Source organism: Enterococcus innesii (assembly GCF_022846515.1).
GTDB classification, from domain to species: domain Bacteria; phylum Bacillota; class Bacilli; order Lactobacillales; family Enterococcaceae; genus Enterococcus_D; species Enterococcus_D innesii.
On record NZ_AP025635.1, the window covers coordinates 918,404 to 935,954 of the forward strand.

Annotated in this window: 16 protein-coding genes and 2 tRNA genes; all 18 read right to left on the reverse strand. The window is 42.1% G+C overall.

Annotated elements, in window-relative coordinates:
- Positions 1–2 precede the first annotated feature (2 nt).
- A complete protein-coding gene (locus ENLAB_RS04230) occupies positions 3–1,139 on the reverse strand; it encodes a PTS fructose transporter subunit IIC (RefSeq protein ID WP_071859233.1) in 1,137 nt (378 codons plus the stop codon).
- Complete coding sequence (locus tag ENLAB_RS04235) at positions 1,129–1,446, reverse strand: PTS fructose transporter subunit IIB (protein WP_008380922.1); 318 nt, start codon at positions 1,444–1,446, stop codon at positions 1,129–1,131. The genes ENLAB_RS04230 and ENLAB_RS04235 overlap by 11 nt, the downstream gene beginning before the upstream one ends.
- Positions 1,447–1,469: 23 nt before the next feature.
- On the reverse strand, positions 1,470–1,919 hold the full coding sequence (locus tag ENLAB_RS04240) for a PTS sugar transporter subunit IIA (protein WP_086297724.1): 450 nt from the start codon (positions 1,917–1,919) through the stop codon (positions 1,470–1,472).
- 1 nt (position 1,920) lies between these two features.
- Positions 1,921–3,825: a BglG family transcription antiterminator gene (locus ENLAB_RS04245; RefSeq protein ID WP_244352797.1), complete on the reverse strand. Its 1,905-nt coding sequence runs from the start codon at positions 3,823–3,825 to the stop codon at positions 1,921–1,923.
- Positions 3,826–4,129: 304 nt separating this feature from the next.
- Positions 4,130–5,959, reverse strand: coding sequence for a glycosyltransferase family protein (locus ENLAB_RS04250; protein WP_244352799.1), 1,830 nt, complete (start codon positions 5,957–5,959; stop codon positions 4,130–4,132).
- Positions 5,934–8,198 (reverse strand): glycosyltransferase family 2 protein, encoded by a 2,265-nt coding sequence (locus tag ENLAB_RS04255; RefSeq protein ID WP_244352800.1) that lies wholly within the window; start codon positions 8,196–8,198, stop codon positions 5,934–5,936. Before ENLAB_RS04255 ends, ENLAB_RS04250 begins: the two co-directional genes overlap by 26 nt.
- A complete protein-coding gene (locus ENLAB_RS04260) occupies positions 8,195–9,235 on the reverse strand; it encodes a bifunctional glycosyltransferase family 2/GtrA family protein (protein ID WP_077452883.1) in 1,041 nt (346 codons plus the stop codon). Before ENLAB_RS04260 ends, ENLAB_RS04255 begins: the two co-directional genes overlap by 4 nt.
- Positions 9,236–9,295: 60 nt before the next feature.
- Complete coding sequence (locus ENLAB_RS04265) at positions 9,296–10,348, reverse strand: GGDEF domain-containing protein (RefSeq protein ID WP_096741539.1); 1,053 nt, start codon at positions 10,346–10,348, stop codon at positions 9,296–9,298.
- Between the two features lie 330 nt (positions 10,349–10,678).
- Positions 10,679–11,788, reverse strand: a complete 1,110-nt coding sequence (locus ENLAB_RS04270) for a GGDEF domain-containing protein (RefSeq protein ID WP_244352801.1) — start codon at positions 11,786–11,788, stop codon at positions 10,679–10,681.
- Positions 11,789–11,792: 4 nt separating this feature from the next.
- Complete coding sequence (locus ENLAB_RS04275; protein WP_077452886.1) at positions 11,793–12,500, reverse strand: EAL domain-containing protein; 708 nt, start codon at positions 12,498–12,500, stop codon at positions 11,793–11,795.
- A gap of 382 nt (positions 12,501–12,882) precedes the next feature.
- A tRNA-Gln gene (locus ENLAB_RS04280) sits at positions 12,883–12,954 on the reverse strand.
- 4 nt (positions 12,955–12,958) lie between these two features.
- A tRNA-Tyr gene (locus tag ENLAB_RS04285) sits at positions 12,959–13,042 on the reverse strand.
- Between the two features lie 85 nt (positions 13,043–13,127).
- The gene (locus ENLAB_RS04290; RefSeq protein WP_005228752.1) at positions 13,128–13,361 is read right to left on the reverse strand and encodes a DUF2969 domain-containing protein; all 234 of its coding nucleotides are present in this window, start codon (positions 13,359–13,361) and stop codon (positions 13,128–13,130) included.
- A gap of 122 nt (positions 13,362–13,483) precedes the next feature.
- Entirely contained in the window at positions 13,484–14,131 is a 648-nt protein-coding gene (locus tag ENLAB_RS04295; RefSeq protein ID WP_008380901.1) for a CBS and ACT domain-containing protein, read from the reverse strand.
- 3 nt (positions 14,132–14,134) lie between these two features.
- On the reverse strand, positions 14,135–14,836 hold the full coding sequence (locus tag ENLAB_RS04300; RefSeq protein ID WP_005234392.1) for an ABC transporter ATP-binding protein: 702 nt from the start codon (positions 14,834–14,836) through the stop codon (positions 14,135–14,137).
- Positions 14,836–15,612, reverse strand: coding sequence for an ABC transporter ATP-binding protein (locus ENLAB_RS04305; RefSeq protein ID WP_008380898.1), 777 nt, complete (start codon positions 15,610–15,612; stop codon positions 14,836–14,838). Before ENLAB_RS04305 ends, ENLAB_RS04300 begins: the two co-directional genes overlap by 1 nt.
- A complete protein-coding gene (locus ENLAB_RS04310) occupies positions 15,593–16,570 on the reverse strand; it encodes a branched-chain amino acid ABC transporter permease (RefSeq protein WP_005228744.1) in 978 nt (325 codons plus the stop codon). The genes ENLAB_RS04305 and ENLAB_RS04310 overlap by 20 nt, the downstream gene beginning before the upstream one ends.
- A 9-nt stretch (positions 16,571–16,579) precedes the next feature.
- Positions 16,580–17,458, reverse strand: a complete 879-nt coding sequence (locus ENLAB_RS04315) for a branched-chain amino acid ABC transporter permease (RefSeq protein ID WP_005228742.1) — start codon at positions 17,456–17,458, stop codon at positions 16,580–16,582.
- Between the last annotated feature and the right edge of the window lie 93 nt (positions 17,459–17,551).

Genomic DNA, 17,551 nt, shown 5'->3' on the forward strand with positions numbered 1-17,551 from the left:
AGCTATGCTTCCCACTGCTCTTCCCAAGCAGCTTCGTCAAATTCTTCCATCGTGGTATCTGTTTCTTTCCCCGCATCTTTTGAACGTAGCAAGCTTGTACAAATCGCAATGAATAATGAGCCGGTAGCAATCGATAAAACATACAGTGGCCATTTTTCTACAGTGAACCAGCCATAAAAACCAGAGATTGGGGCTGTATTGACAGCTCCTAGACCAACAGCCATTGCAGAACCAATCGCTGAACCAATCATATTCACTGGGATCACTTTTAGTGGATTTTCCACCGCAAATGGGATCGCTCCTTCTGAAATGCCTACTAGACCCATAATGATCGACGATTTTCCTGCTTCTTTTAATTCGTTATTGTATTTACTCTTGGCAAAAACAGTCGCTAAACCTAAACCAATTGGTGGAATAATGATTGCCACTTGCGCTGCAGTGTTTGGTGCATAAACGTTACTTGTCAATAAAGCCATCGCGGTTGTCACAGCTGCCTTATTTACTGGTCCCCCAAGGTCAAATCCAACCATTGCCCCTACAACTGCCGCCATCACGATCGCATTTCCGCCACTCAATCCGTTCAACCATGACTCTAAGCCCACATTGATAGCTGCAAATGGTGTACCGATCACATAATTCACAAGTAGGACAGTGACTAAAGTACCTAAAACAGGAACTAAGAACACTGGAACTACCGATGCCATCGATTTTGGCAGCTTTATATGGTTTTTGATCCACAAGCAAATGTACCCAGCGATCAGCCCTGAAACAATTGCGCCTAAGAAGCCTGCGTTAATGTCTTTTACTAACATACCTCCAACAAGACCAGGGGCAATCCCTAGCTTATCGGAAATCGAATAAGCAATAAATGCCGATATTACGGGAAACATCAATCCTAAAGCGATGCCACCGAATCCATCTAAACTATGGAGTAATCGGATGATCGTATTCGCACTTTCTCCATGAGAGGCGTCCCAAATATCGACGATCCCAAATATTGATCCGCCTACTCGAGAAATCGCCATGATAACTGCTCCGGCAATCACCAGAGGAATCATATAAGATATTCCTGTTAAAACATGATTTTTCATTTCACTTGCCAACTTTTTCATCTGATTTTCCTCCTCTTTATTGATCAATCAGCTTTAATGCATCTTCAATTACTTTTTCTGCATTTTTTATAGGGGCTGCTACCGGGACTTTAAGGATCTCCTTGCCATTGAAACGCTCCTCATTTCTCACTTTCGTATCAACGGCAAAAATCACAACTTCCCCAATTTGACAATCCCGCTCGTTCAATTCATTTTCGATACCTGTTGCTCCTTGTGTCTCAACCTTGATTAAATCCCCACGTTTCGCTGCTGCTTTTTTTAGCGCCTGTGCTGCCATAAAGGTATGAGCAACTCCTGTGGCACACGCCGTTACTGCAATAATTTTTCTCTTCATTCTTCTTTCTCCTTTTCTCCGTTTTATTCGCTTAATAGTTTCGCGATAATCTCTTTATCTGTTTCGCTTTTCAGCGCTTCAGTGATGTCTTCATCCATCAATTTCATGGCAATTTCTGATAAGATCCGTAAATGGGTGTCTCCTTGATGTTCTTCAGGAATAGCAAGCATAATCACAACCGTTACTGGTTCATCATCTAAGGATTGCCATTCTAATGGTGCCTTTAACCGAGCAAAAACGATTGCGGGTTCAGAAACTGCACGACTTTTTCCATGGGGGATTGCTATATTATTGCCTATTCCTGTGGTCGAGTGATCTTCTCTTTCCATAACTGATTGAACATACTCATTTTCGGATTGAACAATTCCTTCAGTTACCAATATTTTTGCTAATTGACGGACCACTTCTTCTTTAGTGGTTGCCTCTAGACCAAGAACAATATGTTCAAAAGGTAGTAGTGTTTCTATATTCATTTTATGTTCCCCTTTGTAAATACTTTTTTAATTCCTCTTTCGTCCCTTTAAGGAGGAAGGTTCGTTCATCTGATTCCATCACATTAAGCATCGTGTCATAGATTTCCTCAAGTTCTTGTACAGTTTCATCTTTGATACAGATGAAAAAGACATATTTCACCTTTGTTTCTCCCCAGTGGATCTCATTATGAAGACGTAAAAATACAATCGCTGATTTTTTCACGTATTCTGGTGTACCGTGAGGTGTTGCGAATCGTCCAAAAGAAGTAAAGGAAAGCTGTTCCCTTTTTAGGGAAGAGTCAATCATTTCCTCGTTTACATAGCCACGAGTAATCAACTGCTCCCCAATAAATGTAATCACCTCTTGATAATCTTCAAAATGATGATCTAAGAAAATCAAGTCCTCATGAATCAATTTCGCAAACTGACTGAAAGAACCATTTTGTTTTTCTTCGACTTTTCTTAAAAAGGCTTCTATTTTTCGCTGCTCATCTTTATTCAGTACAGGTGAAACATGGATTGTTGGAATCGAATCGATTTTTAAATCCACTGTCGATAAAATCAAGTCCTCATAAATATTGGTCTGAATCAACTCTTGAATTGAAAGAATCCTGGAAATATCGATTTGCTCATAATTTCTCCGAATACGAGCAGCTAATAGCTGTGAAGTGCCTTTCCCACTGCTACAAACTAATAAGACACTCACTTTCTTCGGTTGTTTTTCTTCTCGTTGTTCTTTCATCACTTGGATGTGTACGGCCAGAAAGGCAACCTCATCTTCGGGGATCGAAATCGAAAAATGCCAATTTAAGGCATGAGCTAATCGAAGCGCTTCCTCAAAAGACAAAGGGAAATTCTTCTTCACATCATTTAGAAAAGGATTATGAATGACTAATCCTTTTTGAATGCGATAAATAGCTTCTTTGATATGTGATACCAATCCTAACAAAAGACTTTCATTGCGTAGGGAGATCGTTTCATGAATCAATTTGCGTATCGTTTCATCAAGCAAATCATCGGAGTCATTCTTCTTCATCAACGAATCCCCATAGATATGAAGCGAAATATAATGAACTTCCGAAACTGGCAACGACAGAGAAAACGTTTCTTCTATTGAAGCAATAAAACGATAAAAAGCTCTATTCTCCATCAAAGGATGTCTTCTTTCTTCGAAAGTCAGATAATTCTTCTCTTTGACCCGATCAATCATGATGATTAGATGAAGCAATAGTGAGTGATAGGCAGCATCATTAAGCGTAATTTGTTCTTTTTTCAAATACTCTTGTAAGAGCGTATCAACTAAAGAAATCTTTGTCAGGTCAATAAAATCATTAACAAACTGAGGAATTCCTTGAATCGAATGCAAATAGCGTTGCTGCTCTTGTGTTATTTTCCAATTTCCACCCCAGAAATAGTAGATCAAATCAAATGCTAAACGACGTTTTTCTTGTTCTGACAAATTCAAAAAGGAACCCTTCCCCGGTAAAACTTCAATCGTAACGTTAAAATGACGAAAGATCTCGCTTACCTGCCCCATGTCATTTTCTAAAGTTGATTTACTGATGTAGAGTGCATCTTGCAGTTGTTGACGCGTAAAATACGTTTTTTGTTTCAGTATTTCAAAGCAAAGAAACTGAATACGATCTTTTTTGCTCGTCGGTAAGTTTGATTCCTCGTGCCCATCAAGATACTTTAGAATTTCAGCTGAATCACCATCAAGAAATACACCTACTCTAGGTTTGCGAACAAGCCTTATTGCTGTTTCCTGCAAAAATTCATCAATTCTCTTTAGCGATTGCGAAACTGTCTTTTGCGAAAGCGACATATGCAACCCAATTTTAGCAACCGTTGTTGGTCCATTCTCTAAGAGATATCGAATAATTGCTTTTTCCCGTTCACTGATCATGAAACTATCACCTCGTCTACGTTTCTAATGGTAGCTTTTTCTTAAAAAAATGAAAACACTTACTTTTACTGCATTCATTACAGTAAATCATAGGCACTGAATATATTGCGCCGTTTTTTTTCATGTGTACTTTTTCGTTTAATCCAGATTATTTACATGTCCCTTGGTATTTTCATAGTATAGAGGATATTACTCAGTGGGAACAGAAAAAAAATACCAATGAACAAACGAACTGTCGTCTGTTTCATTGGTATTTTAACTTTTGATTCTCTAATAACGAGACACGCTTGAGCAATTCCTTCCCTTAACGCCCCAACACCTCCGCCACCGAATAAACGCCTGGGGCAAAGGTTTTGCCTGTTAGCTTCATCGTCATGGCATTAAAGGTATAGTGCTCTTCTAAGACGACGACTTCATCGTATTGCTTTAATAGTGTGCGAAAATCTGCATCTGATAAGAGGAAATTCTCTCGGCCATCGACATTAGGTGAAAACAAGTAATATTTTCCGACATAGCCAACTAAGTAGCTATCTACTGCTTCTTTGTTAGTACTGACCACCAAATATTTTTTCTCGTTTAGGTCAAAGTGATCGCCAGTAACGGCTGAAACTTGTGCTGGAATCGAAGCAGCATATTCACGATTGGTATAACGCATGCCATTATTTTCTGAAAGGATCAGCAATGTCGCAAAAAATAACAGAATTAAGGTACTGTATTGATAGATTTTTTTCGTGGTCAAGCTGGCAAAACTACGGTAGTTTCGCCGATCGATCGCTTGTTCATGATACAAATGATCAATGCCTCTGACCATGAAAAAGGTCATTAAGCCAAGTGCTAAAATCACGATACTTGAGGCATAGCGATCGAACCCTGCCAAAGACAATGCTTCATCAGTGGGCATCGAGAACAAGAACATGGCATAGATTCCTAAATAATACCCCCCAATGATACCATCGATCAACAGCAGTTCTTTGAAAAATGGATTGCGTTTTTTCATGATAAATCGGACAAATAGCCAACTGCCCAACAGAATGACCTGGATCAAGAGAATCCCTTGCGTGGAGATCGTCGCAACATCCGTGATCGTTTTGACAAAAACATCCGTAATCTGCTGCAGTATCTGAGAATCCTTTTCGCCAAAAATCTGTTTATATGCGGTCACGCTGACTTCATGCTTCGATTTAGGAAAATTCGCTTTGACATGCAGGTTCCAAAGAATCGCTGGCAGGACAGATAGCCCAATGGCAGCTAATCCTACAATCATCATGCCCAGCCGTTGCCGCCAACGAACTGATGCCTGCCACAAGCAGACTAGTAAATAGCCGCCTAAAATCAGCAGAAAAAAGACGGCGCTATTTTTGACCAAATCAAGAGAGGCGCCAATCAAAAGAAAGAAACCGATCGACGGTAGTACGTTGCCTTTTAAAGCGAATAAGCCAGCGATGCCAGCTAAAGTCAACACTGGCAGGATAAAGTCTACTAACAAATTATTCATTCGAATCGCAATATTAAAATAATTGAAAACCGCCATACTGGTGAAGATCAGGGCAAAAGCCAGCTTTCTTTTCGGATCACGAATAATCGCAAAGAAACTATACAGACTACAGAAAATCAAAATCAATTGACCAATCAGCAAGACATTCTCATGATAGCCAACAATGATCGCTGTATAAGTAACAAACAGCGAGCTGCCTAAAGGATAGGAAGTAAAACTGATGATGGCATCGGCTGCCGTTGGCAATTGTCCCTGCGTATAAAGGAATTTAACGATCGTCGCCCAATGGGAGAAGTTGTCATAGTGGGTCAAATGACTGTGAAGCAAGGTTAAAACGAACAAAGCAAAATAGCCGTAAAACCACAGCAGGATGGGCTCTTGCAAGCCCCAACGTACCTGATAGCGCTCCTGCCAAAAACGCCAAACGCATAATAGTAAACCAAGACCAAATAAAACCCATGCCCCCCGAATCAACCATCCTTTGGGACCATATGCGATAAAGGAAAGAACGAGGATCGGCAAACAGCAAGCAGCGATCCAGCTGATGTGTTTGGGAAAATGGCAAACTCGTACAAAAAGATAGGCATAGCCAGCTAATGATAAACCAAAAAGACTAAATCGCAGCAGGATCTCGATCATCATCTTCCTCCTTTCTCAACAAGCTGTCTACCCATTCTTGAAAGGCTGCTGTAAAACGCAGCTCGGAAAGATTGCTTACTTGATAAATCACTTGATTTTCTGTTGGTTGAAGCGTTGCTTTTTCAGCGTGAAGCACAAGATTACTGATCGGTAAGGTTAGATGGGCCGGCATCTCGACTTCTTCTATTTTTGCCAACGTGAGCTGGTCAAAACCAAATGTTGTGACCACATAGGTTCCTTCATCAAAGTGCCATTTCTGATCAATGGTCAGTATGGGCACTCGTTGAGGCGGCAATGGCTTTTGTTTGGCTTGCAGCAGATGCTTACCGAGATTTTCAAAAAGACTATCAAAGAAGGTCATCCACGGGTCCCGCAGAACCGGCAGGCTTTGATTGAAGCCATCATAAATGATCTGCAAATAAGCCAAGTAGTCTTTTTCTGATAATTGGTGTAAAGCAACCCCATAGACCCAGCGATCCTTGCCTGAAAAAACGCGGACGACGTTTCCCGTCATCTCTGCTTGGTAGCCATTACGGGTTATTTTAAAAGTCAGCTGCGCATCTGGCGGAAAATAAAGAGGAACGTCAGAAACGAAGGACATGCCGTTTTCTGAGATATTTTCTGTCATCAAAGAATAGCTGGCGTCTTGGTCGGAAACTTCAACAGGATAATGGGCTCTGAACCGTTCCGTCGTTCGGTAAATCGGGCGACCGAGATAAAATAAGACCGCAAAGGTTAAGTTAAAGAAATGGGTCAGCAGCCAGAAGGTCAACACACTGCCGTAGAAAATCTCTGAGCCGAATTTGCCGTAATTAAACTTCACTAAGCCGATAATCGTCAAAATCAACAGCAACAAATGCGGCACCACAAACAACAAGTCTTTTTTAGACTGAGTTGCTGCTTTATTGGTCACTTTGAAACGGGTCTCTTTGATGCCAATGGCTTGTAAAAAGACAGGAATCACTAGGTAAGGTGCAAAAATCGTTTCCTGGATCTCGCCCCAGCGCTGCGTTCGAATATCACTGCTCAAATCCTGCATCGCCAAATGCAAGAACGTATAGCTTGGCAGCCAAAACAGCAACAAGACCCAAAAGTTGGTCTCTACGACCCTTACATTAAAGACGGTGTACAAAATCGGCGCGAAAATAAACAGCAACCGCCGTAAAAACGACCACCAATACAAATAGCTGTTTAAGAAAACCATTTTTTGCGCCAAAGACAACGTCTTGTTTTTGAAAAGATGGAGATTGTGGACACTTTGGACCACTCCTCTTCCCCAGCGAATCCGCTGCTTTAAGGCACTTGGGATATCAATTGGAGACAGACCGCTGGCCATTGGCTGCAGTGTTGATAAACTGCGATAACCTTGGCAATTGATCAAGGCGCCTAATTCAAAATCTTCCGTGATCGTGTCCGTCGGAAATCCGCCAGCGGCTTCGATCGCTTCTCGTGCGATCACCGTATTGGAACCTGTATAAATAGCTGTATCATGGGCGTTGTTCAAAACATTGACTTCTCTGGAAAAGAAGTCCTGCTCGTTAGGGATTGCCGCTTCTGAAAAAAGATTGTACTGAAAAAGATCCGCATTATAAAAGCTTTGCGGTGTTTGGACAAAGCCCAACGGTTTGATGGTCTGGTCTTTACGGCGTTCCTGCTGATTTGCCACAAAATATGGCACTGTTTCCAGCAAAAAATCTGAGTAAGGGATCATATCTGCATCAAAGGTCGCCACTAGCGGCGAATTGGTTTTTGATAATGCATGATTGAGATTGCCTGACTTGGCATGCTGATTGCCTGTCAACCCGATATAGCCGATGCCAAATTTATCTGCCAGTGCTTTGACCTCTGGACGGTTGGTGTCATCTGACAAGTAGATGTGAACTTTTTTGGGATCGGGGTATTTCATATGAACTGCCGCATTGACCGTTTTTAATAAAAGCGGCACTTCTTCATTATGGGTCGCAATCAACACATCGATCGCTGGATAGTCGGCTTCTGGCACGATCGGTTTTTCAAAAGGCTTTGCTTTGTTTTTGTTCCAAATCAACAGCAAGCCCGTAAAGTTCGATACGATCTCACTGCCCCAAAGCAGCAAACCAAACAGCAGGGCAAACCAAGACTCGTGCCATGGCAATGTATACAGCCCCCGCCATGATAAATAGATCAGCGAAAAGACAAACGCCAGAAAGTAAACGACTTTTTTCGCCCAAGGCAAACGTTTTTGTTCCACCTCAATCACTCCTTAAAGATGACATTTTTTTGCACATGGTAACTAAAGAAAAAGAGCAGGCAATCGACGCCTATTTTTAACAACACAGAATCCCCGATTGGCAGGATCAAATAGATCAAGTAGACGAGGAAAGAGGACAGCAAAATCTGTACGATCACCAATAAAAAATATTGCAACATACTGTTCTTTGTCCGTTGACCAAAAACAAGCTCACGATTGATGTAATAATTGACGATCGCCGAAATCAATCGGGCCCCCAGCGAAGCGATCACGATGGAGGACAGATCGATGACAGACAAGAAATGGATCAATAACGCATAGGCGATCACATCGACAAAAAAGGAGACCACAGATGAAAACAAATACTTCAAAAAGACGCTATAGATAGCGACAGAATCTGCCAAGACCCGAAAATGGGAAGACGCATTTTCTTCAATATAGATGGTGGCGATCGGTTGCGAGAGAATCGGCCACCCCCGCTTCTGGGCTTCGATCAGCATCCTCGTTTCATATTCAAAGCGCTCACCTGAGATCGCCAACAAATCTGTCATGAATTTCCGAGGGAAAACCCTTAAACCCGTCTGCGAATCCTCGATGGCAAGACCAGTCGCTAAACGTAGGATATTTCGGGTCAAAATGTTGCCGAACTTACTCCGCAAGGGGACTTCTTTGCCAAAGGATCGGGTCCCTAAAATAATGCTGTCCGGATGGGCTTGTGCCTTGGTTAAGCAAGCCATCATATCGGTATACTCATGCTGCCCATCCGAATCAATGGTCACCATAAATTCAACAGCTGGCTGATTTGTCAGCACTTCGGTGAGGGCGGTTTTGATAGCTGCGCCTTTTCCAAGATTTTTTGGATGGGTCAAAACCTGACAGCCAAACTGCTGTTCCAACGCCGAAAAGACAGACTGATAAGCTGATCCACTGCCATCATCCACGACCAAAATCGGCAGGTGCTGGTTATGCAAACGAATTTTCTCCACCAGAGCCAGCAGTTTGTGGTCAGGTTCTAGCGAAGGAATCATGATTAAACTATTTTCCATATGCGTTCCTCATTTAAGGTAGTATTTTTGAAAACAAAAAAAGAAAAGAAGCCAACCCCATCAGTAAAGACAGAGTTGGTCGCGACCGCTGCGCTTGGCGCGATACAATGCTTGATCGGCACGTTCTTGTGTTTGCATCAGCAGCTCGCCCCTTTGCCGTTGTGCGATCCCAATCGACAACGTGATGCTGACCGAATCGCCGGCATCCAAGATGATTTCTTGGTAACGGATGCGCTTTTGGATTTTTTCGAGGAGATAAGCAGCAGCCTGTGCGTCTCCTTGGATCAAGATCGCAAACTCTTCCCCACCGATGCGATAGACCGGATTGCTAGCCGTACAGTAGTTCAAAAAAATACGAGCGATTTCTTGCAAAATCACATCCCCGGCACGGTGTCCGTAACGGTCATTGTAATTTTTGAAATGATCGATATCGATCAAAGCGATCGATAAGTCCACCTCGGTCGTATCTAGGCGTTGGCGGTCCTCTTGAAACTTACGAAAGTTGTTCAACTGCGTCAAATCATCGATTTTGACTAAAGCCAAAATGCGCTGCATATCATTTAATATTGAGTAAAGGAAAAACGCCAACGTATAAGCAAGAATGCCATAAACTATATAAATTAAGGTCGTTTTTTGAATATCACCAGTCAAATAGCAGCCAAATAGAAAGGAGATAACAATCAAGTAGGTGATCGATAAAATCAACTCTTGTTTGTCACTAAGCCGCCGCTTGGCCCAAGCATGGAGAAACGTCAGGGTCACCATCAAAAAGAAACTGAGATATAAGTTCAACCAAGAAGATTTTGATACTTCAAACAAAAAACGACCTAACGCTAGATTGAACATCGTTGGTACGGTCACCTTCCAGCCCAGATACTTCATAGAAAAAGCGTAAAGCAAAAAGCGCAGGTCAAATCTTGTTTCATATACGACATAAGAGAAGTTCATTAGCAACATCCCTACCACGGTTTCACAAACAATCGCCGCTGCGATCTGCTTTGCTTTGAAAGTCCCTTGCCCTACGAAGCCATCACTGACTTTGAACAACAAGTAAATATTGATGATGATTGCACCTAAATTTGCGAGTGTATTGACAACCAGCGTATTTGCCATTTCCTGCGCTTCCTTTCTAAAAAAAAGAACCCTTACTTGCTGATTCGACAGAACATTTCCAAAGATGTTTCATGGAAAAGCGGACGGAGCATCAAGTAAGGATCACTATTTATCATTGACAGTTTCTATCACTCTTGATTTAAAATAATTTACCAGAAATTATACATATTTTCAATCTTTTTGTTGATATAAGAAGATTCTCAAAATAAATAAAATGATCAAAATGTATATTTTATAAATAAATAACATTATTTCTTTATTATTACTAACTTTTTGTGCATAAACATTTAATTCTTTGTGAATTTGTGTAAATTATTTTTCCATTATTTTTTACGTTTCAGGCAAGGTGCACACCCGGTTTCGACCACTTTGTTTTGCGAGATAGAGGGCTTGGTCGGCTCTTTCAACAGCTGCCAAGATATCGCCATGACAAAATGTACTCGCTTCAACGCCGCAAGACAAAGACATCGTCCCTTTTTCAAAATTGGCCACAGGAAACATACTGCTGGAAATGGTTTGACACAGTGTCGTCATCGCAGCTACGGTCTTTTCTTTGACATCCCCTTCGATCACGAGACAGAACTCTTCTCCGCCATAACGATAAAAGGAAAAGGTCTCGGCAAAATGCGCCTCTAAAAAAGTAGTCGTCCGTGAGGCAAAGGTTCTTAACAACTCATTTCCGGCGATATGACCATAACGGTCGTTGACCTTTTTGAAGTGATCGAGATCAATCATGGCGATCGTCACAGTCTTTTTCTGTGAAACGGCTTGAAGCAGATCGTGGTTATAGGTCCCATAATTGAAGCAGCCGGTCAACGCATCGATCTTACTATTCGCCAACTCTGCCAGTACTTGGTACTCTTCGCCTTCAATCAACCGATGAAGCCACATAAAGCCGCCCAACAGCACAAAAGAACCAACAAATACTGCCAGCATCGCTTCCCAGTCATAGGTCGTCGTATGATGCACCAGCATCGAAAAATGCGGTGAGAGCAGACAGGTCAAAAAATACATCAAATAAAATTGCTGTTGCGGACGGATTCGCTTGAGTTTTGATAAAAGAAAATCAAGGACAAAGAACCCAACTCCGAATAATGGAAGATAAAAAGCTTTATCCACATCAGAAAAACCGACAAACCACAAATAAAAGACGACCATACACGGCGTTATCAAAATCAAGATCTTACCACGATCACCATAGAAAAAATGACTCGCTATAAAAGCAGTTGTGTATTGATAACAGATAAACCCAACTGAATTCATTGAAAAAGAAAGAATAAAATACAAATGCGTAAACGTCAGAATACCAATAATAAAATACTTAAATGGACGAGAAACCGATATTTTTTGCACACTTCGTACAAAAACATCTGCGGTCACCAGTAAACTGGCAATCATCAGCGGCAAACCAAACGCCAAAAGCACGCCTCGTTCTAACATTCCATCACAATCGCTCTCCTTTAGACCATAAATACCCTTGTTGCAAATGCACCCCCATCTCAAGCAACTGTACCATTTTTTCGCGGTTCTCAATGCCTTCAACGATCAGCTCAAGCTGATATTTTTGGGCAACCTTCAACCAACAAGCCAAAAAGCTGAAGCCAATCTCCTCATCAAGCTGAATAAACGGTAACAACGAAAATTTCAAACAATCAACGCTGGCAAGATTGGCAAAGACCAACGAGAGGGTATTTTGCCCGCAACCGATATCATCGACCGCAATCACATAGCCATAGGCTTTGATTTTTGCGAGGGCGCTAGACAAATCAAATGACTCCTGCTGTATGCGTACGGGATGCTCCGTCAATTCAATCTGCAACTGCTCCTTATGAACAGCCATCGTTTCAAAAAAGGACCACGTTGACTGCCACAGCAGCTGTTGTGGATGAATATTGACACTAAAGCGGGTTTCCGGCTTTTTTTGACACAAACGCCGCAATTCCTTAGCATACCATTCCATCAATTGCTGATTGCCGCTTTCAGTTTGAATCATTGTACTGAATTCTTGCTGTGGGAAGCGGTTGTTCTTCTCGCTACGCAGTAAGACTTCATAGCCATTCAGCTCCTGCTGACTTAGCGATTCTACCTGCATGATTGGTTGACACAACAGATAAAGGCGATCTATGTTTTCCCAAGTTGTTTCATTCCCCATCTTCGTTAAGCCCCCATCTAGTAAAGTTATCATATCCGAGAATCGGTAATATTCCTGTCATCATTCGTTTCTCATGCAAAAAAAATGGTTCTCGTAAAGGAACTGATTTGCCTAAGTATACCAAACAGAACCAAAAATGCCCAAATATTTTAAATTCTCTGAAAGAGACTTACGTGAAAGAATGGACGGCAACCCCATGCCTGCTTAATAGAAATGCCCTAAAGTAACCACTTTTTGCTTTTTCGTAGAAACTTGCACGTTGAAAGTTGCTTCTTTCTCATCAGCTTCCTATTTCCCTAAGTACTTATAAAAAAAACGATTCTTTTTAAATAACAAAAAAAACAGCAAGTCTGCTTGCTGTTTTTTCTACGTATTTCTTTGACTGGGGTAGCTGGATTCGAACCAACGCATGACGGAGTCAAAGTCCGTTGCCTTACCGCTTGGCTATACCCCAATAATGGTGGAGGAGAGTGGATTCGAACCACTGAACCCTAAGGAACGGATTTACAGTCCGTCGCGTTTAGCCACTTCGCTACTCCTCCAAAAGGTTTTTCTCAAACCTGACAATAGTTATAATACCGAAAAAGATAACAAATTGCAAGAGCAAAAAGTAATTTTTTCTAGAAATTATTCATGTAAATTCCATTGGCGAATAATCATCTCGATGGCAGCTTCTAAGCTTCTGCTCGAACCTAGATCTTCATCCCCTAAAAAGCTTTGAAATTCTTTTGGTCCAGTTGTTAAAATCTCACCGATGCGTTTTTTACCGATAAACAATTCATTGACGGTATAGTCTTTGCCATGAATGGCTTTTGTTGTTTCTTCAATACGGACTTCGATATCTTTATTTTTCTTAGACATGGTTGCACCTCTTTCTTTACAGCACCTTCCTATTTTAACAGAAAAGCAGCAAAAGAAAAAGAAAATCTCTTCTTGAAATAAAAAAAGTAGCCAATCTTTACGATCAGCTACATTTCCTTAGATCACTTCTGGTTCGTCAAGACAGCACTCGTCACGGTATAACCTGCATCGCTTAAAATTTTCTCGATTGCTGCGACTTGCCGTGATTCTACTTGGATCTCAACAACTGTTTTTAGTGCCATCCGATTTACCACAATCGTCAAAATACTCATTTGATGATCAGCAAGGAGTTTCGTCACGTCTGCTAAAACCCCTACATGGTCGTCCGTGATCTCGATCGATACTCGGGTCCCGCCATCGTGGTAGCCAGTGATTTTCAAAAAGGCATCAAAAATATCATTGTTGGTAATGATTCCCACTAGGGCATCATCATCCATGACTGGTAAAACCCCCACGTTCTCACTACGCATGACGGAAATGGCGTCCTCTAATAGTGCATCTGGTTCAATCGTGGTCACTTTTTTCAACATGATATCAGCGACCGTCGTTTTATTTAAGAGATAGTTCATTTCATAAACGCTTAAGCTTGTCGCTTTTGAGGGAGTTGCTTCAGCGATCGTTCCTTCTGTGATCAGCCCTACTAATTTACCATCGTCAACGACGGGCAGACGATGGATATCATGCTGCTTCATCACATCTATTGCATCAAAGATCGGTGTTTGTGAATCGACGGTGATGACCGTCTTCGTCATAAAATCACTTACGCTCATTGTTTAACCTCCTAGATACGCTTTTCTTACTTCATCACTTGCTAGTAATTCTTCTCCAGTACCTTCTAAAACGATTTTCCCCGTTTCTAATACATAGCCGCGATCGGCAATCGATAAAGCCATTTTCGCATTTTGTTCGATCAGCAGCACAGTCGTTCCTTGCTGCTTGATTTCTTGAATGATGGAAAAAATTTCTTTGATAAAAATTGGTGCCAAGCCCATCGATGGCTCATCCAGCAAAAGCAAGCGCGGTTTTGACATCAATGCCCGCCCCATTGCCAACATCTGCTGCTCACCGCCAGATAATGTCGACGCATCTTGCGAGAGGCGTTCTTTCAATACAGGAAACTTGCGGTAAACTTGTTCATAGTCTTCTTTGACACCACTGTCTTTACGCAAGAAGGCGCCCATCTCTAAGTTTTCTTGAACCGTCAAACCGGAAAAGACGTGCCGCCCTTCTGGCACCTGCGACAAGCCGTTTGCGACGATTTTTTGCGGTGCTTCTTTCTCAATTTGCTTTCCTTCAAAAGTGACGGAGCCTTTTGAAGGACGGATCAATCCAGAAATCGTCCGTAAAATCGTGGTTTTTCCGGCACCATTGGCACCAATCAGCGAAACGATCTCTCCTTGATTGACGTGGAAGGAAACATCATGAACTGCTTGGATCATGCCGTAGTGAACACTTAAATTTTGAATTTCCAGCATCAGATTTCCCCTCCTAGATAGGCTTCGATTACCCGTGGATTGTTTTTGATCTCTTCTGGTTCACCATGGGCGATGACTTGCCCGTATTCCAGTACATAGATCCGTTCGCACACTTCCATGACCAAACTCATATCATGCTCGATCAAGAGGATCGTCAATTGAAAATCTTTTTGGATCTTATAGATCAGCTTTGTCAGTTCTGTTGTTTCCTGAGGATTCATCCCCGCTGCCGGCTCGTCAAGAAACAAAATTTTTGGCTCTGTAGCTAATGCGCGTACGATCTCTAAACGGCGTTGCTCGCCATAAGGCAAATTTTTCGCTAACGTTTGACTTTTTCCATCCATATCAAAGATCCGTAACAGCTCTAAGGCTTTTTTCTTCATGGATTCTTCGTTTTTGTAATACTTTGGCAAACGCAAGATGCTCGTCAGTAGTCCTTCCTTATGCTTACTGTTCATAGCGATCAAAACGTTGTCCATCACGGTCAAGTTTTTAAACAAGCGAATGTTTTGGAAGGTTCTTGAAAGGCCTAAATCCGCGATTTTATAAGGCTTCACGCCATTTAAACGTTTTGGCTTACCTTGGGTCTCAAAAAGCACTTCGCCTTCACTAGGCTCATACACACCTGTCAGGAGGTTAAAGAGCGTTGTCTTGCCGGCTCCGTTTGGTCCAATCAACCCGACCAGCTCATTGGTATCTAGATGGAGGTCTACATGAGAAACAGCAGCTAAACCGCCGAAGTTTTTCGTTAAGCTTTTAACTTCTAATAGAGGCATCGTTGTCATCCCCCTTTTTTCTAAATTTATCCAGCAGTCCTTTTACGGAGAATTCCCAGGTTCCTAAAAGTCCGCTTGGTTTAAAGATCATGATGATGATCAAAGCCAATGCATAAATGATCATGCGCAAATCAGAGAAGCCTTGCAAGTACATATTTAAGATTCCTAGCACTACTGCCGAAACAACTGCTCCTGTGGTACTCCCAAGCCCTCCAAAAACGACGATGATCAAGACATCGATCGATTTCATAAAACCGTAATCTCGTGGGAAAACCGACTGCTGATAGCTGGCATAAAGGGTACCAGCAATGCTTGCCATCACTGCTCCCATTACAAACGCAATTACCTTGTATTTCGTTGTGTTGACCCCCATCGATTCTGCAGCGATCTCATCTTCTCGAATCGCTAAAGTCGCTCGACCAGGTCCGCTATGGATAAAGTTTGACACGACAAGAATCGATAAAACGGCAAAGAGAAAGACGATCTGCCAATTACTGAATTGAGGCAATCCGAAAATTCCTGCAGGACCATTGGTCAAGCCTCGTAAGTTCACCAACAAGATCCGAATGATCTCTGCCACACCTAGGGTAGCGATCGCTAGATAGTCACCTTTTAAACGGAGGGTCGGAATCCCAACTACTAATGCGACTGCACCTGAAACCAGCATTCCCACCAATAAACCAGTTAAAAAGCCGCCAAAGGTTGGATTGCTTGCCGACAGGATCGCGCCAGCATAAGCACCGATAGCCATGAACCCGGCATGTCCCAAGGAGAATTGCCCTGAAAAACCAATGATCAGATTCAAACTGACTGCCAAAATAATGTTGATCCCGATATTGACAATGATGGCGTCAGAAAACAGATTGATCATCCCGCCGTTGTAAGCTGCAAATAATCCGAAATAAAGAATAGCTGCCAGAGCGAGCCAGATTAAGTTGTAACGTAAATTCTTTTTCATTTCTGCCACCTACACTTTCTCTTTGATATTTTTGCCGAGGATCCCAGCTGGACGAACCAACAATATAATTATTAAAATGACGTACACTAAAGCATCCTTGTAATCAGAAAAACCAAGCGCTGTCGCTGCTGTCTCCACCAAACCGATCACAAAGCCGCCTAAAGCTGCACCAGGAATGATCCCGATCCCGCCGAGAACCGCCGCAACAAAAGATTTCAGACCAGGAACGACCCCCATTGATGGATCAATGGAATTATAATACAAACCGATCAGCATCCCACCAGCTGCAGCCAAAGCCGAGCCTAAGGCAAAGGTAAAGGAAATCGTTCGGTTGACATTGATCCCCATTAAACGCGCTGCATCCGCATCAACACTTACTGCACGCATCGCTTTTCCCATACGGGTCTTTTTCACGATCAATTGCAAGAGAATCATTAAGGTAACCGAAACAGCCAAGATCAATAACTGGACATTACTTACTTGAACAAACCCGATGGAATAAGTTTGTCGTTCAATCGCTTGCGGAAAGGGGCGCACATTGGCTGAAAAGAAAAAGATCATGACATTTTGCAAAAAATAAGAAACCCCGATTGCCGTGATCAGTGCCGAAATTCGCGTGGAATTGCGTAAGGGACGATACGCTAAAAATTCGATCGTTACCCCAAGAGCTGCACTGGCGATCATTGAAATGAACAACGCGGGGAAAAACCCTAATTGCCATTGATTGATCAAAAAGTAACCGATAAAACTACCGATCATGTAAACTTCTCCGTGGGCGAAGTTGATCAACTTGATGATGCCATACACCATCGTATAACCCAACGCTAACAAGGCATAGATACTGCCTAGAAACAAGCCGTTGATCAATTGTTGGATCATCATTTCCATATACTCACTTCCAATATCATTTATTATGGTCATTCTTTTAGAGAAAAGAAACTGAGACAAACACATCAGGTCTGTCCCAGTTTTCACTGCCAA

Bases quoted from the DNA above. Each gene is read 5' to 3' on its own strand.
- ENLAB_RS04250 (WP_244352799.1), bottom strand. From the start codon at position 5,959: ATGATCGAGATCCTGCTGCGATTTAGTCTTTTTGGTTTATCATTAGCT.
- ENLAB_RS04305 (WP_008380898.1), bottom strand. From the start codon at position 15,612: ATGCCTCTATTAGAAGTTAAAAGCTTAACGAAAAACTTCGGCGGTTTA.
- ENLAB_RS04240 (WP_086297724.1), bottom strand. From the start codon at position 1,919: ATGAATATAGAAACACTACTACCTTTTGAACATATTGTTCTTGGTCTA.
- ENLAB_RS04260 (WP_077452883.1), bottom strand. From the start codon at position 9,235: ATGGAAAATAGTTTAATCATGATTCCTTCGCTAGAACCTGACCACAAA.
- ENLAB_RS04310 (WP_005228744.1), bottom strand. From the start codon at position 16,570: ATGAAAAAGAATTTACGTTACAACTTAATCTGGCTCGCTCTGGCAGCT.
- ENLAB_RS04265 (WP_096741539.1), bottom strand. From the start codon at position 10,348: ATGGCAAATACGCTGGTTGTCAATACACTCGCAAATTTAGGTGCAATC.
- ENLAB_RS04290 (WP_005228752.1), bottom strand. From the start codon at position 13,361: ATGTCTAAGAAAAATAAAGATATCGAAGTCCGTATTGAAGAAACAACA.
- ENLAB_RS04245 (WP_244352797.1), bottom strand. From the start codon at position 3,825: ATGATCAGTGAACGGGAAAAAGCAATTATTCGATATCTCTTAGAGAAT.
- ENLAB_RS04275 (WP_077452886.1), bottom strand. From the start codon at position 12,500: ATGGGGAATGAAACAACTTGGGAAAACATAGATCGCCTTTATCTGTTG.
- ENLAB_RS04235 (WP_008380922.1), bottom strand. From the start codon at position 1,446: ATGAAGAGAAAAATTATTGCAGTAACGGCGTGTGCCACAGGAGTTGCT.
- ENLAB_RS04300 (WP_005234392.1), bottom strand. From the start codon at position 14,836: ATGCTGGAAATTCAAAATTTAAGTGTTCACTACGGCATGATCCAAGCA.
- ENLAB_RS04295 (WP_008380901.1), bottom strand. From the start codon at position 14,131: ATGAGCGTAAGTGATTTTATGACGAAGACGGTCATCACCGTCGATTCA.
- ENLAB_RS04270 (WP_244352801.1), bottom strand. From the start codon at position 11,788: ATGTTAGAACGAGGCGTGCTTTTGGCGTTTGGTTTGCCGCTGATGATT.
- ENLAB_RS04315 (WP_005228742.1), bottom strand. From the start codon at position 17,458: ATGGAAATGATGATCCAACAATTGATCAACGGCTTGTTTCTAGGCAGT.